Origin of the sequence: Acinetobacter sp. CIP 64.2, assembly GCF_000369645.1 — a bacterium.
In the GTDB taxonomy this organism is placed as follows: Bacteria; Pseudomonadota; Gammaproteobacteria; order Pseudomonadales; family Moraxellaceae; genus Acinetobacter.
Genome location: NZ_KB850120.1, coordinates 280,969 through 303,326, shown reverse-complemented (window position 1 = coordinate 303,326; position 22,358 = coordinate 280,969). Strand labels below are relative to the sequence as shown.

The 22,358-nt window shown below is 43.6% G+C and carries 16 protein-coding genes; 1 reads left to right on the top strand and 15 read right to left on the bottom strand.

The genetic code is table 11. From position 1 onward, the window contains the following. Positions 1-372: 372 nt before the first annotated feature. The 15 genes from F895_RS17300 to F895_RS17370 all read right to left on the bottom strand — a co-directional run bounded on the left by F895_RS17300 (position 373) and on the right by F895_RS17370 (position 19,578). Positions 373-933, bottom strand: coding sequence for a TPM domain-containing protein (locus F895_RS17300; RefSeq protein ID WP_005238384.1), 561 nt, complete (start codon positions 931-933; stop codon positions 373-375). Next, positions 927-1,994 (bottom strand): TPM domain-containing protein, encoded by a 1,068-nt coding sequence (locus tag F895_RS17305; RefSeq protein WP_005238383.1) that lies wholly within the window; start codon positions 1,992-1,994, stop codon positions 927-929. The genes F895_RS17300 and F895_RS17305 overlap by 7 nt, the downstream gene beginning before the upstream one ends. Before the next feature lie 36 nt (positions 1,995-2,030). Next, entirely contained in the window at positions 2,031-2,621 is a 591-nt protein-coding gene (locus F895_RS17310) for a LemA family protein (protein WP_005147322.1), read from the bottom strand. Between the two features lie 179 nt (positions 2,622-2,800). Beyond that, complete coding sequence (locus F895_RS17315; RefSeq protein WP_005238381.1) at positions 2,801-3,691, bottom strand: metal-dependent hydrolase; 891 nt, start codon at positions 3,689-3,691, stop codon at positions 2,801-2,803. A 114-nt stretch (positions 3,692-3,805) separates the two neighbouring features. Continuing rightward, positions 3,806-5,215 carry an MFS transporter gene (locus F895_RS17320; protein WP_005238380.1) on the bottom strand — a complete coding sequence of 470 codons (1,410 nt, stop codon included), beginning with the start codon at positions 5,213-5,215 and terminating at the stop codon, positions 3,806-3,808. Between the two features lie 187 nt (positions 5,216-5,402). Then, complete coding sequence (locus F895_RS17325; RefSeq protein WP_005238378.1) at positions 5,403-6,824, bottom strand: FAD-dependent oxidoreductase; 1,422 nt, start codon at positions 6,822-6,824, stop codon at positions 5,403-5,405. A 71-nt stretch (positions 6,825-6,895) separates the two neighbouring features. Further along, a complete protein-coding gene (gltB, locus tag F895_RS17330; protein WP_171057811.1) occupies positions 6,896-11,374 on the bottom strand; it encodes a glutamate synthase large subunit in 4,479 nt (1,492 codons plus the stop codon). Positions 11,375-11,836: 462 nt separating this feature from the next. Then, the gene (locus tag F895_RS17335; RefSeq protein ID WP_005238374.1) at positions 11,837-12,700 is read right to left on the bottom strand and encodes a hypothetical protein; all 864 of its coding nucleotides are present in this window, start codon (positions 12,698-12,700) and stop codon (positions 11,837-11,839) included. Positions 12,701-12,719: 19 nt separating this feature from the next. Next, positions 12,720-13,802, bottom strand: a complete 1,083-nt coding sequence (gene aroB, locus F895_RS17340) for a 3-dehydroquinate synthase (protein WP_005238372.1) — start codon at positions 13,800-13,802, stop codon at positions 12,720-12,722. Positions 13,803-13,822: 20 nt separating this feature from the next. Then, positions 13,823-14,383, bottom strand: a complete 561-nt coding sequence (gene aroK, locus F895_RS17345; protein WP_005238370.1) for a shikimate kinase AroK — start codon at positions 14,381-14,383, stop codon at positions 13,823-13,825. A 19-nt stretch (positions 14,384-14,402) separates the two neighbouring features. Further along, complete coding sequence (gene pilQ, locus F895_RS17350) at positions 14,403-16,538, bottom strand: type IV pilus secretin PilQ (protein ID WP_010589707.1); 2,136 nt, start codon at positions 16,536-16,538, stop codon at positions 14,403-14,405. Between the two features lie 61 nt (positions 16,539-16,599). Continuing rightward, a complete protein-coding gene (locus F895_RS17355) occupies positions 16,600-17,127 on the bottom strand; it encodes a pilus assembly protein PilP (protein WP_005238366.1) in 528 nt (175 codons plus the stop codon). Positions 17,128-17,129: 2 nt separating this feature from the next. Further along, positions 17,130-17,873 carry a type IV pilus inner membrane component PilO gene (locus tag F895_RS17360; protein WP_005238364.1) on the bottom strand — a complete coding sequence of 248 codons (744 nt, stop codon included), beginning with the start codon at positions 17,871-17,873 and terminating at the stop codon, positions 17,130-17,132. Continuing rightward, positions 17,870-18,520, bottom strand: coding sequence for a PilN domain-containing protein (locus F895_RS17365; protein ID WP_005238362.1), 651 nt, complete (start codon positions 18,518-18,520; stop codon positions 17,870-17,872). Before F895_RS17365 ends, F895_RS17360 begins: the two co-directional genes overlap by 4 nt. Beyond that, on the bottom strand, positions 18,520-19,578 hold the full coding sequence (locus F895_RS17370; protein ID WP_005238361.1) for a pilus assembly protein PilM: 1,059 nt from the start codon (positions 19,576-19,578) through the stop codon (positions 18,520-18,522). The genes F895_RS17365 and F895_RS17370 overlap by 1 nt, the downstream gene beginning before the upstream one ends. A 163-nt stretch (positions 19,579-19,741) precedes the next feature. Here F895_RS17370 and ponA point away from each other — a divergent pair, with 163 nt between their 5' ends. Then, positions 19,742-22,357 carry a penicillin-binding protein PBP1a gene (gene ponA / locus F895_RS17375; protein ID WP_005238356.1) on the top strand — a complete coding sequence of 872 codons (2,616 nt, stop codon included), beginning with the start codon at positions 19,742-19,744 and terminating at the stop codon, positions 22,355-22,357. The last annotated feature ends 1 nt before the right edge of the window (position 22,358 follow it).

Here is a 22,358-nt window from a genome sequence, read left to right as displayed (position 1 = left end):
ATTTAGCATGTTTTATGCCAGTCCTTAGCTTAGCCAATTTTACCCTAAAAAAACAGGGACTTAAAAAAAAATCATATTGAATAAAATGAGAGCAAATTAGACATTTAACGAGAAAAAATGACAAATAACGTCAACTTTACTGCTTTATTATTCATTTTTTCAGCTATTGAATTTGACTACTTTCTAATTGTACTTAAATTGAGCGACCTATTTCACAGAAAATTTATTGTAATTTATTCAAATTTTTTTTACCGTTTATCGGAAGCTTATCTAAAAGCTTGCTATAAAGAAATTCAAGATATACAGAATCGTCTGCACATTAGTTTATTTTTCCTAAAATAACAAGTACTAATTTTGAGAAAAATTTAAAGGCTAGTTCAAAATAATCGGTTCGTTTGGCAATTCGTTTTGATCATTTGAATCCGATTTCACATAGTACTGGTCCAGTACCTGTCCAATTTCAGCAACACCATTACTTACTGCTTGTAAATATTGTTTTTGCGCCAATAACAGCACAATACTCTGGCAAATCGCATTCCATGTTTCAGTAGGTGTGGCATCTTTTAAACCACGGTCGATCACGATCTCAACTTTGCGCTCACACAGGTTTAAATACAGGAGTACACCACTATTAAGCTCGGTATCCCAAACCCCAAGTTCAGCAAACAATTGTTGCGCACGTAAACGGGTATTTTGATGGTAAGCTTGTGAACAGGGAATATGTCCCTCAATCACCACCTGAATTTCCCCGATATGACCTTTCTCTGCCCGTTGTACTGCTTCAGCGATCTCTAGCCGATCTTGTTTATTAAAATAACGATGTGCAGAAGACACGTAAAGAAAATGCTTAAACCAACGTTTTAGACTCGGCTGCACGTGCTCATTCAATTTCGGTTGCGTAATAATCTGCGTTGTATCCGTTTTTGTTACCATGAGCCTGATGCTCCTCCCCCGCCAAAACTACCACCGCCACCGCTATAACCACCGCCGCTGCCGCCGCCAAAACCACCGCCTCCGCCACCACGACCTCCACCAGAAAGGAAAGCCTGAAAAATCAGCTGTGCCAGTGAGGTAATCAATAAAAAGAAAATCCCAAAACCGAGTAACAGGCTCATCACTAAACCTGCACCATTCAGTAATCCTGCCGCAGCAGCGGTGACCCCCGCTGTGGCAGCACTTAAACGATTACCAACAATGAATGATCCCACTACACCGGCAATCAGGATAAATAATGCCATAGTCAAGGTATTGTCTTTGGCCTGTTGTGCTTGAATCGCTTGTTCATGCCGATCTTTCAGCTCTTGCGCGGCTTGCTGCGCAATTTCAGGGTCCAGATTGACAATGCGGCTAATTTCATCCAAGCCAGCGGAAATACCTTGTGCGTATTGGCCCTGTTTAAAATACGGGGTAATTTGATTGCGGATAATCCGACTTAGCACGACATCGGGCAGAACACCCTCTAGACCATAACCGGTCAAGATCTGGATATTACGGTCATTCACCGCAATCGCCATCAACAAACCATTGTCACGTTTGGCTGAACCCAATTGCCATTTTTCGCCCGTACGCAAAGCAAAATCAAAAATAGCTTCCTGCCCTGTAGTCGGTACGATAATGACTCCAATTTGGGCTTTACCTTGTTGATACAGGTTAAGAATTTTCTGATTAAGCTGCTGCATCTCAGCAACACTCAAGATTTTGGCCTGATCAATCACTGGTTGATTTAAGGTCGGTAAACCACGGATGGATTCACCTTCGGCCATATCATTGGTCACTTGCGGCAAGGCAGGCGTTTCAGTATTTTGAGTGGTTGATGTAGTCGTCTTATTCTTTTGCTGTTCTTGAATAATCTTAGCTGCAACCACAACATCACTTTGATCTGTTGCAGTCGCCACTTCAGCCCAAACCGTATGCTGGAAAAATAGTGCGGCAAAGACGAGGGTTAAAACAGCAAATATTTTCTGTTTCAAGTTTTGCTTAAGCACGCTCAACATACGGTTGCTCCTTACAGTTCAGAATCATTTCAACAATTAATTAAATGAAACTGTAGGTGCTTGCTGTGCAGACTGTTCCGCCTTAAAGTTTTCTTTGGTTTTCATGCCAATCACTTTTGCGGTCAGGGCTTGCGGGAACTGACGTACATAGCCATTGTAGTCCTGAACCGTGGTGATATAGCGGTTACGCGCAACTGCGATACGGTTTTCAGTACCTTCAAGCTGTGCCTGTAAATCACGGAACTGCTCATTGGCTTTTAAATCTGGATAATTTTCTGAAACCGCGATCAAGCGAGATAGCGCACCCGTCAATTGGCTTTGTGCCTGTTGGTATTTCTCGAAAAGTGCCGGATCTTCGAGCACTTCTTTATCAACTTTCAAGCCTGCGACATTCGAACGTGCCTGAGTGACCTCGACCAAGACTTGTTCTTCATGTTTGGCGTAGCCTTTCACCACATTCACCAAGTTTGGAACAAGGTCTGCACGGCGTTGGTATTGGTTCTGCACCTCAGACCAAGAAGCATTTACCGCTTCGTCTTTGACCTGCAAGGTATTATAGCCACAACCAGTAAATAGCAAGCTGCTGGCCAATACGGTTGCGAGTGCAGTCTGTTTGATAATTTTCATAAAAATTTATCCTCAAGTTTTTCTTTATATTTTTGCGATAATTTATTGTAATGAGATTTTTTGTCAGCTGTGTAACATTTATTAAAGTTGCTTTATGGGTATTTAAATAAAAAAGGCATCACTCAAGCAAGCTTGAAGTAATGCCGCGCTAAGCACAAACTTTATGATTTGAATTGAAATTAACTATAAATTTTAGATGCAGTTTCCTCTTGAAAACTCGCCATGCCATATTCATCGGCCATACGTGCTTTCCAGTAATTCACCAATGCACTGTAGTCATGTTTGGCAGGATGAAAATCGGCCTGATAATAAGATAAATATTCAGGAATCAATTGCAGCAACATTTTACTGAGTAAATACATGCCAAATAGATTACCGCCCAATTTCGGTAGGCTCTTCCATTTATCCTGCCAGATCAGTCGTGTGGTGGCATACAACGTCAGGCTAGCAAAACCCGTCGTCACACTGCGCATCAGTAAACGGCGAATACGGTCATCACCATACACCGCCTGATAGACATCAAAGGCCACCGAACGATGCTCAATTTCCTCAATCGCATGCCAGACCCATAGTTTCATGGCATCCTCATCCAAGGTACTGAGAATTTCAGGATGCTTAAGAATATAAGCACCGAGCATTGCAGTAAAATGCTCAAACGCACAGGTCAAAGCCAACTGCAGTTTCGGATGAATATTTCGCAGCACATCATCACGTTTTGCCAGCCACGCCTGAAAACGATCAAGATTATAATCATCGCGTCGCCAAGCATCATTAAACTCAGTATGCGCTTTGGAGTGCATCGCCTCCTGCCCAATAAATGCTGCAATCTGTGCTTGTAATTGTGGGTCTTGCACTTTGTCTCGGACATTGCGCACACTATTGACAAAATACTGCTCTCCAATCGGGAAAGTTGACGACAGTGCCGTGAGTAAGTGTGACATCACCGGAGAATTGGCAAAATAATGACGTTTGATTTTGTTTGGGTTAAATTGCAAACGTCGTACCGTAATCCCCAAAGCTCTGGGGCGATTTAAATAAGTTTTTTCCACATTCGCATTTGCAAGAGCCATCTCGATTGCCTGCATCATTTTCTAGACTGTGTTCGAGTATCACGCTGTAAAAAATGCATGCACAGGGCAAAAAAGCTTACAAAATTTGCCAAAACTACCAAAATGATGACTGGTCTAGGTCGATGAGATCGGTGCGACACACTCTTGTTGTTTAATTTTTCTTAAGCTCCACATCGCTACAAGGAATAGTCCGCCCATGATCGCCACCACCACATGAAATGCCAATAGCTGTGCCTGTACCATCGGATAATGCAAGCTTGTCACCGCCCATTTGATCATAAACGCAGTCAGCGTGCCAAATACCGCAATGCCAAAAGTCAGCCCAAGCTGTCTCAGCATATTCAAGATTGCTGCGGCAAAACTCGCATCAGCCTGCGATACCGTATGTAAGCTCAAAGTACTGGAACTCGGTACAATCAATCCAATGCCTGCACCCATCATGCCGCTTAAACCAATAAACAGCAGATAGGAAGAATTGCTCTGGAAACTGATCATTGCGATCAATGCAGTCCCCGAAATGAGCAAACCGATTCGAAGTAATGACAAAGCACCATAACTTTGCTGTAAGCGACCAAACCCGATGGAAACCAATGCCTGCATCAGGAATTGTGGGGCGATCAACCAACCTGCTTGGGCCGCACTTAAATGAACCTGTTCCTGATAAAACAAGGCAAACACAAATAAGGAGCTATAGCCTGCAAATCCCAGTAGAAATGAAATCAGATTAAAGCGCACAAAAATGCGGTTATGGAATAAATGCCGTGGGATCAATGGATGCAAAGCATGTTTTTGATGTCGAATAAAAATCAGAGCAAAAACTATTGAAATCAAGAAACTAAAAGCAATCAAATAACCCAAATGCGCTTGCTGAACCATGATAATGCTATAGGTTAAGGTGGCAATCGCAATCACGCTATAAATCAGCCCTAAATAATCGAAACTGATTTTTTGCTGATTCGCATCTTCAGCAATACCTTTCCAGCCCAAAAATAAGGCCAATAATCCAACCGGCAGATTCAGCCAGAAAATACTCTGCCAGCCCAAATAATGCACCATCAATCCCCCCATCAAGGGCCCAATAATTAAGGCAAAGGCACTGAATGAGCTCCAGTTACCAATTTCCCGTGCTTTGCGATTGGCTTGGGTAAAATGATGTACGATGATGGCCAAAGTCAGTGGAATCAGCATCGCTCCCGCAATGCCCTGAATCACCCGCCCAATAATCAATATGCCAAAATCAGGTGCAGCAGCACAAATCACCGAGCCCAGAATAAAGATGATGACACCGACTAACCACAAGCGTTTACGCCCCAACCATTGGCTTAAAGCACCCACTGCTAACATCAAACTCGACATACTCAACGCATAACTATCAATCACCCATTGTAAATCGGCAAGATGGCTATTGAATTGGGCTTGAATTGCCGTTAAAGCCAGATTAACACTGCTCAAATCCACCAAGCAGAGAAAGGTGCTGGTATACAGTGCCGCAATTAACAGCCGATCATTGAGTTTTGATGTCATTATTTTATCCACTCAGTAAAAATTAAAATGAGAATTATTATCATTAATAGCATAACAAGTTATTGAACACTTGTTAAAGTTTTTATTTACTTTGGCCACAACAGATAGATTGCAGATCATCAACCCTATAAAAAAAGCCCAAGCACGAGGCTTGGGCTTTTTAACAACTTAAATATGCACAATAGGTTTATACGCCAAGATAATCCAAGATACCTTCAGCAGCTTGACGACCTTCCCAGATCGCGGTGACCACCAAGTCAGAACCACGAACCATATCTCCACCTGCGAAGATTTTTGGATTCGAAGTCTGGAATTTAAATTCTTGCTGTTCAGCCGCGACCACACGACCTGAACCATCTAAACTCACATTCGCACCACCGAACCAGTCTGCTGGACTTGGACGGAAACCAAAGGCCAATAATACGGCATCCGCGGGTAGAATTTCTTCAGAACCCGGAATTGGTTCAGGGCTGCGACGACCACGGCTGTCTGCTTCACCCATTTGTGTGGTTACAACCTTAACACCCGTTACTTTACCATTTTCACCGACAATCTCGATTGGCTGGCGGTTGAACAGGAATTTAACCCCTTCTTCATAGGCATTCTTCACTTCACGTGCAGAACCCGGCATGTTGCTTTCATCACGGCGATAAGCACAAGTTACATCATGCGCACCTTGACGTAATGAAGTACGGTTACAGTCCATCGCCGTATCACCACCACCTAGAACGATCACCTTTTTACCATCGACACTGATGTATTCGCTTGGATCTTTTTCCCAACCTTGACAACGGTTCACGTTGGCAATTAAGAAATCCAAGGCATCATAAACACCGTCAAGATCTTCACCAGGGAAACCACCTTTCATATAGGTATATGTTCCCATGCCCATGAACACGGCATCGTACTCAGCAAGTAATTGCTCAATGGTGACATCAACACCAATTTCAGTATTTAAACGGAATTCGATGCCCATCCCCGTGAAGATTTCACGGCGGCGTTTCATCACATCTTTTTCCATTTTAAATTCTGGAATACCGAAGGTTAATAGACCACCAATTTCAGGACGTTTATCAAATACAACAGGTTTAACCCCACCACGTGCCAAAATATCTGCACAACCTAGACCCGCAGGACCTGCACCAATTATGGCAACTTTTTTATTGGTCCATTTAACGCCAGACATATCTGGACGCCAGCCTAAAGCGAACGCAGTGTCATTGATGTATTTTTCTGCATTACCGATGGTGACAGCACCGAAACCATCATTCAGGGTACACGCCCCTTCGCACAGGCGGTCTTGTGGGCATACGCGACCACAAACTTCTGGCAAGGTATTGGTTTGGTGGCAAAGTTCAGCGGCTTGAAAAATTTGACCTTCCGCAATCAACTTTAACCAGTTTGGAATGTAATTATGTACTGGACATTTCCACTCACAATACGGGTTACCACAGCCTAAACAACGGTGGGTCTGATTCGCCGCCACTTCCGCAGTAAAAGGTTTATAAATTTCCACAAACTCTGCCTTGCGGACAGTAATATCTTTTTTCTCTGGATCTTGGCGTGCTACATCCAGAAATTGAAAGTCATTATTAAGGCGCTCTGCCATGTCTCTCTCCGTGGGTAGGCACAGTGATGTCCTTCACCGCTGCACCTGCCTATGTCTTTGCAGTCGTGGAATTATTGTGGATCAGCTTGAGTGGTTTTCAAAAGCGATTGTAAGTTAGCAGCTTTCGGTTTTACCAGCCAGAATTTACGACTATAGAAGTCGAACTCATTACGGATTTTGTAGGCCCAAGCGCTACCTGTTTCCTTGATGTGCTCATCGAGAATACGTAGTAAGTTCTCTTTATGATCTTCCATCGCTTCTGTAGAAATACGATTCAAATCAATCAACTCATGGTTGTAGTAATCGACAAAGTCATTATCAAGGTCAAGCACATAGGCGAAACCACCGGTCATGCCTGCCCCAAAGTTATGACCCACTTTACCCAATACTGTCACGACACCACCTGTCATATATTCACAACAGTGGTCGCCCGCACCTTCAATCACCGCAAATGCACCTGAGTTACGCACTGCGAAACGCTCGCCCGCAGTCCCTGCAGCAAAGACTTTACCGCCCGTTGCACCGTATAAACAGGTATTCCCAATGATCGCTGTGTTTTGGGTCTGGAACGGTGAACCTTTTGGTGGGAAAATCGACACACGACCGCCCGCCATCCCTTTACCGACATAGTCGTTGGCATCACCTTCCAGTTTGATATGCAAACCACCCGCATTCCAGACACCAAGTGATTGGCCTGCAGTACCAACAAGGTTCATCACCACTGGGCTGCCTTCCATCCCCAAGTTGCCATAGCGACGCGCAATCTCACCCGAGATACGTGCACCAATCGAACGATCACAGTTCCCTACGGTGAAGTTAAATGAGCCGCCTGAACCTGCTTCAATTGCTGGTAACATCTCTGCCACCATTTTCTCCGCCAAGATACCTTTATCAAATGGTGCATTGCCTTGAACTTGGCAATATTGTGCCTTACCTTCAGCAGCAGGATGCGACGTCAATAACGCACTGAGATCAAGATGCGCGTGTTTTTCTGTTTCACCTGGTAAAACTTCAAGTAAATCGACACGACCGATCAAATCTTTCAGCGATGCAACACCCAATGCAGCTAACCATTCACGTGTTTCTTCTGCAATAAACTTGAAGAAGTTGATCAGCATTTGTGGCTCGCCAATATAATGTTCTTGGCGCAAGTGATCCTGTTGTGTTGCCACACCCGTTGCACAGTTGTTTAAGTGACAGATCCGCAGGTATTTACAACCGAGCGCAATCATTGGGGTTGAACCGAAACCAAAGCTTTCAGCACCTAAAATCGCGGCTTTGATCACGTCTAGACCGGTTTTCAAACCACCATCGGTTTGTACTCGTACCTTGCCACGCAAGTCATTCACACGTAACGCTTGATGCGCTTCGCTGAGACCCAACTCCCATGGCGAACCCGCATGATGAATCGATGACAGTGGTGATGCAGCTGTACCACCGTCATAACCAGAAATGGTAATGAAATCGGCATAGGCTTTTGCCACACCCGCCGCAATGGTACCAACGCCCGGCTCAGATACCAGTTTTACTGAGACCATCGCTTGAGGATTAACTTGTTTCAAGTCAAAAATCAATTGCGATAAATCTTCAATCGAGTAAATATCGTGGTGCGGTGGTGGGGAAATCAAGGTCACACCCGGCACTGAGTAACGTAAACGTGCAATTAAGCCATTCACTTTACCACCTGGTAACTGACCACCTTCCCCTGGTTTTGCACCTTGCGCCACTTTAATCTGCAATACTTCAGCAGAGGTTAAATACGCAGGAGTAACACCGAAACGGCCTGATGCAATCTGTTTGATCTTCGAGTTACGGATGGTGCCATAACGCGCAGGATCTTCACCACCCTCACCCGAGTTCGAACGACCACCAATGGTGTTCATGGCAATGGCAATGGCTTCATGTGCTTCTGGTGACAATGCACCTAAAGACATGCCTGCTGAGTCAAAGCGTGGCAGAATTTCTTCAATCGTTTCAACCTGATCAATTGCAATTGAATTCGTGGTTTTTAACTTAAATAAATCACGAATAGTGGCAACTGGACGGTTATTCACTAATTCTGCATATTCTTTAAAGTCCTGGTATTGACCTGAACGTACCGCTTTATGCAATGAGTTAATCACGTCTGGATTGAACGCGTGATACTCTTTACCAAATACGAATTTAAGCAAGCCACCTTGATCAATCGGTTTACGATTTTGCCAAGCCGTGCTTGCCAATTTCTTCTGATCACTTTCCAGATCAGCAAAAGTCGCACCTTGGATACGACTTGGTACACCAAGGAAGCATTTATCCACTACTTCTGAAGATAATCCCACCGCTTCAAACAATTGACCACCGCGATAAGAAGCAACTGTCGAAATCCCCATCTTAGAGAGAACTTTGAGTAAGCCTTTCTCAATCCCTTTACGGAAGTTAGCCTGTGCATGGATTGGGTCACCCAAAAGTTCGCCTTTTGCAACCAAGTCATTGATTACGTCATAAGCCAAGTATGGATAAACCGCGGTTGCACCAAAACCAAGTAACACAGCAAATTGATGTGGGTCACGTGCAAAACCTGTTTCGACTAAAATATTTGCATCGGTACGCAAACCGGTTTTAATTAAATGATGGTGCACAGCACCGGTTGCCAATGCAGAGTTCGCAGGTAAATAACCTTCACGCAGGTTCTTATCCGTGAGCACAATTAACGTTTTACCGTCACGAACCGCTTGAGCTGACTCTTCACAAATCCGTGCAATTGCCGCTTGCAAGCCTTCAGCTTCTGCATAGTTCAAATTGATATCAACAACGCCATAGCCTTCACGTTCTTTTTCAACATCACGAAGCTGCTGCATTTTCGAATTCGATAAGACAGGGCTTGAAATGATGATCCGATCCGCATGTTCCGGGCCTTGCTCAAACACGTTCTGTTCACGGCCTAAGCAAGTTTCCAACGACATCACGATTGATTCACGTAATGGGTCAATTGGTGGGTTAGTCACTTGCGCAAACTGCTGGCGGAAGTAGTCAGACACGTGGCGTACTTGACGAGACAATACTGCCATTGGCGTATCGTCACCCATCGAACCCACTGCTTCCTGACCACTTTCTGCGATTGGACGCAATAACTGGTCGCGCTCTTCAAATGTCACCATAAACATTTTTTGCGCTACTTTTAAGGCATCACCCGTTAAACCTTGATCAAGTAACTGCTCTTCAAGCTGAGGGTTGGCTTGTAATCGGATCGCATGGTCACGTAACCATTCACGATAAGGACGCATATTTTTAAGATGGTTGCTGACATCTTTGGTATCCAGCACTTTGCCCGTCAAGGTATCAACCACCAGAATTTGCCCTGGACCAACACGGCCTTTAGATACCACATCTTCAGGCTCATAGCCCCATACACCAATTTCTGATGCCAGTGTAATGTAATCATTCTTGGTGATCACCCAACGCGCTGGACGCAAGCCATTACGGTCCAGCATACAGATGGCATGACGGCCATCTTGAATCACCAGACCTGCTGGGCCGTCCCATGCTTCCATATGCTTCGAGTTAAACTCATAAAAAGCACGTAGGTCTGCATCTAGAGTTTCCACGTTTTGCCATGCAGGTGGAACCAGCATTCGTAGCGCACGGAACAGGTCCATACCACCGCCCACCAAGATTTCAAGCATGTTGTCCAAGCTTGAAGAATCCGAGCCAGTACGGTTCACAATTGGATTTAACTCAGTTAAACCTGGAAGTAATGGATTTTCAAATTTTGGTGTACGTGCCAATGCCCAATTACGGTTTGCAGTAATAGTGTTGATTTCACCATTGTGCGCCAAATAACGGAACGGCTGTGCCAACGGCCAACGTGGTAAGGTATTGGTCGAAAAACGTTGGTGGAATACCACAATATGTGAGGTTAAACGTGCATCAGCCAAGTCAGTATAGAAGTCAGCAATCGCAGCTGGCATCATCAAACCTTTATAGCTGATCACTGTTGTGGCTAATGTGGTCACATAGAAAAGTGGGTCATTTTGTAATTGTTGTTCTGCACGACGGCGCGCCAAGAAGAGTTTACGGTTAAACTCAACCTCAGTTAAGCCCATTGGACAGTTCACTAGAATTTGTTCAAATGCAGGCAATGATTGTAATGCAATCTCACCCAAGGCGTCATTATTTGTCGGTACAACACGCCATGCTGCAACAGTTAAGCCTTCGGCAGCAATTTCTTTATTCAAAATGTTTTTGGCATTTTGCGCTAAAGCAGGATCGATGTTTAGGAATACAGTTCCTGCAGCAAAAATCTCTGTCAGGTTACTCCCGAGTTTCTGCGCTTCTTCACGGAAAAACTGTTTCGGCATCGCCAATAACAATCCGCAACCATCTCCTGTCTTACCATCCGCGGCAATACCTCCACGGTGCGTCATGCAACTTAAACTGTGAATCGCAGTTTCGACCAGATGATGGCTTGATTCACCCTTCATATGGGCAATCAGACCAAAACCACAGTTATCCTTAAACTCGTCAGGCTGATATAAACCTTGAGCGGGAGCTACAGTATTAGGCGATGGCATGTGCATAGCGTACCCTTCTTTAACATGGCTCTTTCGAGCAACAAACAATCAATTCATTTTCTGCGATATTGCCGAGCAACTCATATAAAGTTCAATGCTTCGCGAAAACATTTTTCATGGCGGATTTGCAATATACGCCTTTCTTGTCCCAGACGCAGCGCAATTCGCCATATAAAGTGTTTTCAGTTATTACACCCTCACAAATGTTTGTAAAGCACAAAAACTTTCCATTTCACTAAACTAATGAATCATTTAGTACCAAAAGGAGTAATGAGCAGACAAATTAGCACCACAAAAAAGCAAAAAACATGCCATATAGGCATGTTTTTACTAAATCATTAAAAAAGTTAAAATAACATCAGAGTATTTAGCACTAAGGGCTCATTTTTGCGCACAAAAATGCACCAAAAGATCTCATGATGCTATAAAAGGAAACATCTTTGAACCATAATGGTGCAATTTTTAATTAAATGGATCACTCACTTCTCTTTTTGGAGCATCTGAATTTTCTTTTATTTTCTCAGTAGTTGCAGGGGGTTTAGGCGCCGATTGGCTTTGCTTGACATTCACCACATTGCCCTGTGCATCACGCTGAGTCACTGTCGTTTTTACTGTGGAGGATGTGTCTGTTGTCCGCGGCGTACTTGTAGATTGTGAACCATTGCCGATCAGCAGACTTTCATCTACACGTGGCAATGCTGCAGGTCTTAACTGTACCGCATATAGCTGATTGGTCGCCGACTTCATTTCATCAGAACCCAAGTCATTTACCAAAGCTGCATAGCTTGATAATTGATGTGCTGTAGGGTGAATTGATTCAGGTAGTGCTAAATTCAACTGCGACAATTGACGGTTAGCGTCTTCCGCACTGGCAAATACTCCATAAGCTAAAACGTATTGTTCAGCCTGATCTTCGCCACTTAAACGGAAATATACAAATTTTCTGCGGTCTTCACGATTGAGCAAAAAGTTTTTCACAATCGCCTCATCCGAACTACGGAAAATTTCCATCGTCCATTGGCGTTGATTTTCTTTGATAAACTTAGTTCCACGAAATTCAGGTGCATGCTCACTAGACACCACAACACGCGTGGTTAAGTCCAATGGTTTTACTTCATCGGAAAGTGCACCAAGATGCGTGGTTGCCGCTACTTTTTCTGGCTGAATTTGAATTTGTGCATCCGTTTCAACTGGCTGCGCCTCTTTGACCAGCGCATTACTATCTGTAACACCCCAGAATATCAATGCAGCAATTAAACACGCTAGCGCAAAAACGAGCCAGCTATACTGTTGAATATTTTGCCAAATTGATCGTGATACAGCCATGCTTTTCCCAAATGATTAATTATGCAGTTTGATTTGCAAGAATAGATTGTTTCATCAGCTCAATATCAAAGTCTTTGGTAATCGTCGCTTGCCCCAACTCCTTCAACAGAACCAGACGTAATTGACCATTTAAAACTTTTTTATCGTGCGACATATAAGCCAAGAATTCATCTAATGGAATTTGCGGACATGATATCGGTAAATGAGCGCGTTGAATGATATTTTTTGTACGTTGTAATGCTTCAACTGAAATCCAGCCCAAACGCTGTGACAAATCTGCAGCCATCACCATTCCTGTGGCAACAGCCTCTCCATGTAACCATGTCCCATAACCGAGGTAAGATTCAATCGCATGCCCAAAAGTATGTCCAAGATTAAGCAACGCGCGCTCACCTTGTTCTTTCTCGTCATTCGCAACAATACGTGCTTTGTGCGCACATGAACGATAAACCGCTTCCGCCAACAAATCTGGATTACGAGCAATTAAAGCATCCATGTTTTGCTCTAACCATTCAAGAAAATCAATATCTCCAAGTAAGGCATATTTAATCACTTCAGCCAAACCTGCGGAAAGCTCACGATCTGGCAAAGTATCCAGTTGAGCCATATCCGCAAGCACCACTTGCGGTTGCTGAAAAGCACCCAGCATATTTTTACCCAAGGGGTGATTAATGCCCGTCTTCCCCCCGACACTCGAATCTACTTGCGATAATAAAGTCGTCGGCACTTGTACAAAATATACACCTCGCTGGAAACAGGCAGAGGCAAAGCCTGCCATATCACCAATAACACCGCCTCCCAATGCGAGTACGGTACAATCGCGATTAAACCCAGCTTCCAGTAACGCATCAAAAATGAGATTCAGATGCTGAATGTCTTTATATTTTTCGCCATCTGGCAAAATGCACTGTGCAACTTGTTTATCCAACTGAGCCAAAGCATCGGCATAATGCTGTAGGTATAAAGGCGCTACCGTTGTATTCGAAACCAGCATCACCTGACGTCCATGCAGATAGGGTTCAAGTAATGTTTTTGGATCTAAATGACTACCAATAAAAATCGGATAACGACGATCACCTAACTCAACATGTAACGTTTGCATAAACTTAGACCAACCAAAGACTATTTAACTTGTTTCGATAAAATAACGTGCAAAATACGTTGTGCCAGATCTCGCGCTGCCCCTTGATTTGTTTCAATGACATGATGCGCAACTTCACGATACAAAGGATCGCGTATGGCCAGTAAATCACGTAATTTTTGCTCTGGATTTTCGACTTGTAATAATGGGCGATTCTTATCGCGATAGGTCCGCTGTAATTGCAGTTCTACAGGTGTATAGAGATAAACAACGATACCACGCTGTTTTAAGAATTCACGATTTTTGGATTGTGTAATCGCACCACCACCTGTCGCCAATACCAACAAAGAACGGGAGGTGAGATCATTTAATACATTGGTTTCACGTAAACGAAATCCAACTTCCCCTTCTTTTTCAAAAATCCATGGAATGGTCGCACCGGTTTTGCGCTCAATTTCGTGATCACTATCGATAAAATCACGACCTAACAATTCTGCTAAATGCCGACCTACTGTTGTTTTTCCTGCCCCCATTGGCCCTACCAAATAGATATTTGGCAGGGTTTCAAACGCTTTGCTTGGCAACGCGCCACCTATATTCATTGCGATTATTGAAAATATATTAATGATTTCTGGTCAAAGTGTCATTAACAATTCTCGGTGTCACAAAAATAAGTAACTCTCGTTTATTATCCGTTTTAAGGTCACGACGGAATAAGCGCCCCACGTATGGCAGATCACCCAGGAAAGGCACTTTCACCTGTGAACTGACATTTTCCTGTTCAAAAATACCACCTAGAACTACTGTTTCTCCATTATCCACCAGAACATTGGTATCAATCTGGTTTTTATTAATTGTCAACTGGCCCGTTGGTGTTGGTGTACTTTGTGAATCTTTGGTAATGTTCAGCTTCATCATTACCTTACCATCTGGGGTAATACTTGGTGTGACATCAAGGCTGAGTGTTGCATCAATAAATTCGGTTTTAGGTACAGCATTGGCACCGCCGCCCGTAGAAGAGGTATAAGGAATTTTCTTACCTGATTCAATTTTTGCTGGTTGCTTATCCGCAGTCATCACTTTTGGCGTCGAAATCACTTCCCCATAACCATCTGCTTGCACAGCAGACAACTCAAGGTCCAACATAAAATCAGACAAGCTAATTAAACCGAAAGCAATACGGCTTGCACCAGGAGTTACCGCACCCAAATCGACATTCAGGTTATCCGGACGTTCAATTTCATATTTCCAGCCCCCCGTATCGCTATCTTTCTCAGGCTTTCTTAAGTTCCATAAAGTTGTATCACTACCACCCACCAACAGGTCATTATTTTTGGTAATCCCTTGAGACAGAATCCCCCACTTCACTCCCATTTCTTTGGTGAAATCTGTACTGGCGCTGACAATGCGTGCCTCAATCATCACCTGTTTAACCGACACATCGAGCAAATCAACCATTTTGCGGATTTGATCAATTTTTTGAGAAGTATCGTTCACAATAAGCGTATTGGTTCGAGGATCAACGGAAATGGTTCCTCGTGGACTCAGCAATCCACCTGTCAAAGTATCGTTACTGACAGAGCCTGAAGAAGGACTACTACTGTTATTATTTACATTTTTTCCTTGTGTAATCAGTTTTTCAAGATCCGTCGCTTTGGCATAATTTAATTTAATATATTCGGTTTGTAACGGTGCCAATTTTACACTCTGTGCAACGGCTTTGGCTTCTTCCTCTTCTGCTTTAATCAGTTCAGAAACAGGCGCAATCCAGATCACATTACCATTACGGCGCTTATCCAGATTTTTGGTCTTTAATACAATATCAAGTGCCTGATCCCAAGGTACATCTTTGAGGCGTAAGGTAATATTACCCTGTACCGTATCGGCTGCCACCATATTGATGCCGGTAAAGTCGGCCAATAACTGCAATACTCGACGCACTTCAATATCTTGGAAATCCAGAGAAATCTTATTCCCCGTATAGGTTTGTGCCTTGGCTTTGGTTGGAGAGTTGTCTACAGGACGTTTCAAACTAATAGTCAATTTATTCTCTGCCTGATAAGCCATATATTCATAGCTCCCTGCAGATTGAATGGTAATCACACCATTGCCCTTGTCGTTATAAGCATCCACACTCGCGACCGGAGTGGCAAAATCATTGGTATTTAAACGACGAGCCAAATGGGTTGGGATCTTATTCCCCATGGTTCGGACGACAATTTTACTCCCTTGCTGCTGTACATCGACAGGCGTATTATTTCCCAACAAATCAATGACGACCAAACCTTCACCTTGGCTTCCTCGCTGGAAACCAATATTTGAAACCCCCTGTTGTAGCTGACGTGTAACAACCGATGCTGCATTCACAGTAGGCTTTGCAGAATTAATTTTGAGAACAAAGGTATTTCCCTCAACACGGGTCGTAAATGCACCTGCATCTTTTAAATTCACAATCACACGAGAACGTTGGTCATCTGATGCAACTTCCACTGAACTGGCTTCAGCTGTTGATACGGGAATTGAATTTTGTTTTAAACTCTGTTGCGCTTTATCAAAATCCAGAATCAAACGAGCAGGCTGCTCGAGTTGATAAGCTTGCGGCTGTGGAGGTAGACCATCAAACATCACACGAATTTCTGTGCCTTGATCGGCCAAGCTCATTGGTACGATATTGGTCATGCTGACTTGTGCTGATGCCACTTGCATCACCGCAATCGCAACAGCAGCCATAGAAAATTGACGGAATGCATGATTCATGGTCTTCGCTTCCCCAAATAAAGAATCTTTAAACTGTTTTTTCATTGTTATTCCCTTAATCTTACGGCGCTGGCCCAATTAGAACGAGTGTGCGAGGTCTTTCGACATAACCTTCTCGTCCATCAGGTACAATTTCCACCAAATCAATTTGGGTTGGACTAATTTTAATAATACGTCCTTGATTCATCCCCAAATAACTGCCGACTTGTACACGTTCAATCTGACCATCTGGTGTTTGGATCAGCGCAATGGTGTCATTGCTTTTACCACGCATACTGCCTTTCATATTCAGCGACTCCAGTGCATAAGCTTCGAGTGGCTGTGGCTGGCGGTTAAAGTTCGGATAAACACGTTTACCGGCCATAATCTTTAATTCAGCAGCCAGCGAGCTCGGCATAAATGGGCTTTTCAACTGATGGGCTGAATAATTAAATAAAGGCACAGGCGTAAATACCGGTGCAGGCTCAATCGGCAGCGGCGGCTGATTACGAATTTCTGCCATCTTTTGATTGACTGCATCAATACGAGAATCACAACCGACAAGGCTTACCCCAATTAAAAAGCCAAGTAATAATTTATAGTTATTCACTACTATTTTCCTCCTTGTGCAGGTGGAGTAGTTGCTGTTTGAGCGGCTGGTGTCCCCGCAGCATTATTAGCTTGATCATCCGTGCCAACATAACGATAGGTTTTTGCCTTAACCGTATAATTCACCACAGGAATATCAGATTTTTTCTGTGTATCTTCTTTTGCTTCAACAGTAAAGTCATGCAAAGTTACAATACGCGGTAAAGCGGCAATACCCGTTACAAATGAGCCAAAAGCATGATAATCCCCTGTCGCATCAATACTGATTGGCTGCTCAATAAAGAACTCTTGCTTGACCTCATTCTCTAAACGGATATTTTTAAATTTCAGTCCAGAGTTCACCCCTGTCAAGTTAATATCTTCAACCAGACTTGGAATTTCCGTTTCTTTTGGCAGCTGTTCTAACTGTTGATTAAAATTGGCTTCCATTTCCTGAAGCTGTACTTGGTATTGCTGCAAGTTACGTAGCTTTGAGTCTTTTTCTTTAAACTCATTTAATAAACTTTGCTCTTTGGCTTGTTCATTATCAATCGACTCCAACTGAGACTTAATCACCAAAAAATAACCCAGCGCAGCAACAGCCAAGAAAATAAAAATCCAGCAAGTAATTTTGACGGATAATGGCCAACTACCATAATTATTCATATCCAGCGTATTGAATTTCTGGAAAAATTGATCTACCGTCATTTTCTTTTTCTTGGTAACAACGGTATCTTGATTCAGATCCTCTGATTTATCTAGGCTCATTTTGCTACCCCGACTACCCCTGATGCCGCTGGTTCTGAGGTTGGTGCAGCCTCAGCCGTTGTACCAAGCTCACCCAAATCTACAGTGACGACAAAACTGCCATAATTCTCCTCAACCCGAGGCACCAAAGAACTGGCTGTTTTATCTTTATTCTTGTTTTCATCCACAGCGAGGAATGAGTTCATGAAGGCATTTCGGTACCACGGAGAAGCTTCCAGATTACGCAACAGTTCCGCCACGGTATTTGGACTTTCCGCTTTTCCTTCAATGCTAAACTTATCACCAGTACGGCTAAACTTGGTCAAATACATGGTGGGTGGCGTGACACGTACCAACTCATCCACCAAACGCACCGTAACTGGACGTTGACCTTGTAAGCCTTGAATCAACTTCATCCTTTCAATAATGGCATTACGGCGTTCCTGCAAGCCATCCAATGCTTTCAATTGCGTATCCAAATTCTGATTGGTACTCACAATCAACTGATTGGCTTGCTCTTGATCACTCAATTTATGATCAAAATACACCCATCCTGAAAAAACCGATGCGACCCCCAATGCAGCAACCCCAACACAAAAGACAATAAACTGTTTCTTTTTTTGTTCTCTTAGCTCGTCACGCCAAGGGAGTAAGTTAATCTTTGCCATTAATCAAAACTCCTCAATGCCAAACCACATGCGACCATCAAAGAAGACGCATCGTTTTCAATTTTTTTAATATCAATTTGGGGAGAGAAACCCATTTGTAGAAATGGATTGGCAATCGTGACGCGGTAACCGAGTTTTTGCTGTAATAGCTTGGCTAGACCTGGAATATTGGCATTTCCACCCGCCAACAGGATATGATCAATTTCATTAAATTGAGACGATGAAAAGAAGAATTGCAGTGAACGTGCTGCTTGTTGAACCACAGCATCCAAGAACGGTTCAAGCACTTCGGTATCATAATCATCAGGCAAAGTGCGCTCTTTCTTGGCACGACCTGCCTCTTCAAAAGAAAGGCCATAACGGGTCTGAACATCCTGTGTCAGCTGACGACCACCAAACACTTGCTCACGGGTATAGATAATCTTGCCTTTTTGCATCACAGACAACGTGGTCATGGTATGGCCAATATCTAAAATACCGACAGTATTCGCCCCCATTGGCAACGTATCTGCAAATACACTAAACGCTCGCTCCATCGCGTAGCTTTCAACTTCAGCAATTTTGGCAGTTAAACCGGCAAGTTCAAGTACTTCTACGCGTGTATCCACATTCTCGGTACGAGTCGCGACCAAGAGTACATTGACCCGATTCTGATTCGCCAGACGATCAGATAAAACCTCAAAATCAAGACTGACTTCATCTAATGGAAACGGGATATATTGCTCAGCATCCATCCGAATCTGAACTTCTCGTTCTTCATCAGACATATCCGCATCCATTTCAATGATCTTGTTGATCACCATAGATGTCGGGACGGCTATAGCGACATTGGTGGTGTGAGGATTTGCAAGGTTAACTACTCTCTCAAGCGCATCCCCTACCGCCTCTGGATTCAATATGCTTTTTTCCACGACACTGCTTTCAGGCAATGGCATCACTGCATAGCTTTCAACCCAATATCTACCGTTCTTTACAGAGAGCTCCAATAACTTAACAGTTGTCGAACTAATATCGACACCCACTAACCCCTTATTTGGTTTACGATATAACCTGAGCACAGTACTTTCCTATTATTTTTTTATCCCCAAAAAATACAACATACTAATTTAGTTTTGGTCTTTAATTGATACGGATACAATAACTCATCTAACAATCCGCATGTCTAAAGGATATACTGACCACAATTAGTTTGCCATTCGCTCTTATTAAAACTTACTTATTATGAAAAAGCTATCCAGTTCTGGTATTGTTCGCCCATTTTTTTTGATCGTTATTATTATCTTAGTCTCACTTCCAATGGGATTTTATGGCATGTATCTCTATCTTGCACCTTCGCTGCCAGATATGAGTTCACTCAAAAAGGCGCCGTTATTAAAACCATTGCAAGTCTATACGACGGATAACCAGCTGATTGCAGAATATGGTGGGAAATTATCCATTCCTGTTAAGTATGAACAGATCCCGCCAACCTTTATTCATGGTTTTCTCGCAGCCGAGGATTCTTCTTTTTTTGAACATAATGGGATTAGTTTTAAAGGGCTTGGGCGAGCACTTACTGAATCTGTTACTGGGTCTGATGTCCAAACTGGGGGCTCGACCATTACCATGCAGGTGGCGAAAAACTATTATTTAAGTCCAGACCGAACCCTTCGACGCAAACTAACCGAAGTGTTTCTAGCACGTAAAATCGAGCAAAACTTAACAAAACAGGAAATTCTGACCGCTTACGTCAATAAAATTTTCTTAGGTAAAAATGCCTATGGAATTGCGGCAGCTGCACGGGTCTATTACAACAAAAACCTGAATGAACTGACCACCGCACAAATGGCCATGATCGCGGGCCTTCCTAAAGCACCTTCAAAATATAATCCTGTGGTTAATCCAGAGCGAGCGCTAGAACGCCGAAACTGGATTTTAGGTCGCATGCTACAGCTGGGCTATATCAACCAAAACCAATACCAGCAAGCAGTCGCAGAACCGATCAATTTAAATATGGTTGATCGTTCCGTCAGTAATGTCTTCCCCTATGTCGGTGAAATGGTCCGTTCAGAACTGGTCGAACATTTTGGCGAACAAGCCGTCGATTCAGGTTACAAGGTTTACACTACCATTGACAGCAAACGCCAGCGTTATGCTGAGCAAGCAATTCAAGATGGTTTGGAAGCCTACGATCGTCGTCATGGCTGGCGTGGTCCTGAGGCTCATGATAAACCGTTGAAGCAATTTATTGCTTATGCCAATACCTATCCTGCACAAGTGATCAAGGTCAATAACAATTCTTTTGATGCCTTAATGCAAGATGGCTCAACCGTGACGGTGAACTGGTCAGGGATGTCATGGGTGCGCCCTTACCGCAATGCAAATAGTGTCGGCGGTGCGCCATCGAATGCCTCTCAGATTGTTAAAGTCAAAGATATCATTCGCCTACGTCCAAATGAAGGCAAAACCGTTTGGTCACTGGTTCAGGTTCCTAAAGTCCAGGGGCAGCTCATTGCCATCAACCCAAATGATGGCGCGATTGAAGCAGTGGTCGGTGGATATAACTTTTATCAATCTAAATTCAACCGCGCAATACAGGGCTGGAGACAGCCTGGTTCAACCATTAAACCCTTTGTTTATGCATTGGCACTAGAGCGTGGCATGACCCCGTATAGTATGGTCAATGACAGCCCGATTACCATTGGTAAATGGTCTCCAAGAAACTCGGATGGCCGCTACCTTGGCATGATTCCTCTGCGTCGTGCGCTTTATTTATCTCGAAATACGGTGTCTGTGCGTTTATTACAAAATGTCGGCATCGAACGTACGCGTCAATTGTTTATGGATTTTGGTTTACAAGAAGACCAAATCCCGCGTAACTATACCATTGCTTTGGGAACACCTCAGGTACTCCCTGTACAAATGGCAACAGGCTATGCCACTTTTGCGAATGGTGGTTATCGTATTCAGCCACACTTTATTAAACGTATTGAAGATGCTTCAGGCAAAGTGATTTATGAAGCGAAGCCTGAATATGCATGTATTCCATGTATTAGCAATCCAAATACCAATACAGAACAGCAAACTGCAGAAACAGACAAAGATAAAAATAAATCCAAAGATCAGGTCACAGACATCACCAATCAAAGCCTAGATCAAGACAGTGCTGCTTCTGAGGCACAACTGGTGGCAGCGGATACAACACAGGCAACCAAAACCAATAGCGATTACCGTCAAGCACAACGCATTTTAAAATCAAGCTCAGCCTATGACATGGCCAACATCTTGCGTGATGTAATCCAGCATGGTACGGGTCGGGCAGCATTGAAAATTGGCCGTGATGACTTAGGCGGTAAGACAGGAACCACCAATGATGCCAAAGATGCATGGTTCGCAGGCTTTAATGGTAACTTAGTTGCGATTGCTTGGGTCGGTTTTGATCAACCACGTACCTTGGGCCGTCGTGAATATGGTGGCGTTGCTGCACTTCCAATCTGGACCAACTTTATGGGTCAGTCTTTAAAAGACACACCATCCGCATGGGTTCGTCTGGATAAAGATGCCAAAGATCCAATCTCTCGTGATAAGTTGCAAATCCAGCAAAGCGAAGATAAAAAGGAATATCGCGCCTCTCCGCCATTGGCTCGTCCACTTTATCGCCCTGCACCACCAGCACCAACACGTTCTGTACAAAATGACTTTTCAGACTTACCTGGAACACCAGCAACGCCTGACGAACAACCAATTGAGCCTGCTAAAAAACAACCACCAGCAATGGGGTCAAACTCAAAAACTCAGACCCCACCGCCACCTAAAGAAAAGGACGGTATTGAGCATTTGATTAATCAGATCCAGTAAA

Excerpts from the sequence above, each read along its gene's own strand:
- F895_RS17300 (WP_005238384.1), bottom strand. The coding sequence starts at position 933 with ATGGTAACAAAAACGGATACAACGCAGATTATTACGCAACCGAAATTG.
- F895_RS17305 (WP_005238383.1), bottom strand. The coding sequence starts at position 1,994 with ATGTTGAGCGTGCTTAAGCAAAACTTGAAACAGAAAATATTTGCTGTT.
- F895_RS17310 (WP_005147322.1), bottom strand. The coding sequence starts at position 2,621 with ATGAAAATTATCAAACAGACTGCACTCGCAACCGTATTGGCCAGCAGC.
- F895_RS17315 (WP_005238381.1), bottom strand. The coding sequence starts at position 3,691 with ATGGCTCTTGCAAATGCGAATGTGGAAAAAACTTATTTAAATCGCCCC.
- F895_RS17320 (WP_005238380.1), bottom strand. The coding sequence starts at position 5,215 with ATGACATCAAAACTCAATGATCGGCTGTTAATTGCGGCACTGTATACC.
- F895_RS17325 (WP_005238378.1), bottom strand. The coding sequence starts at position 6,824 with ATGGCAGAGCGCCTTAATAATGACTTTCAATTTCTGGATGTAGCACGC.
- gltB (WP_171057811.1), bottom strand. The coding sequence starts at position 11,374 with ATGCCATCGCCTAATACTGTAGCTCCCGCTCAAGGTTTATATCAGCCT.
- F895_RS17335 (WP_005238374.1), bottom strand. The coding sequence starts at position 12,700 with ATGGCTGTATCACGATCAATTTGGCAAAATATTCAACAGTATAGCTGG.
- aroB (WP_005238372.1), bottom strand. The coding sequence starts at position 13,802 with ATGCAAACGTTACATGTTGAGTTAGGTGATCGTCGTTATCCGATTTTT.
- aroK (WP_005238370.1), bottom strand. The coding sequence starts at position 14,383 with ATGAATATAGGTGGCGCGTTGCCAAGCAAAGCGTTTGAAACCCTGCCA.
- pilQ (WP_010589707.1), bottom strand. The coding sequence starts at position 16,538 with ATGAATCATGCATTCCGTCAATTTTCTATGGCTGCTGTTGCGATTGCG.
- F895_RS17360 (WP_005238364.1), bottom strand. The coding sequence starts at position 17,873 with ATGAGCCTAGATAAATCAGAGGATCTGAATCAAGATACCGTTGTTACC.
- F895_RS17365 (WP_005238362.1), bottom strand. The coding sequence starts at position 18,520 with ATGGCAAAGATTAACTTACTCCCTTGGCGTGACGAGCTAAGAGAACAA.
- ponA (WP_005238356.1), top strand. The coding sequence starts at position 19,742 with ATGAAAAAGCTATCCAGTTCTGGTATTGTTCGCCCATTTTTTTTGATC.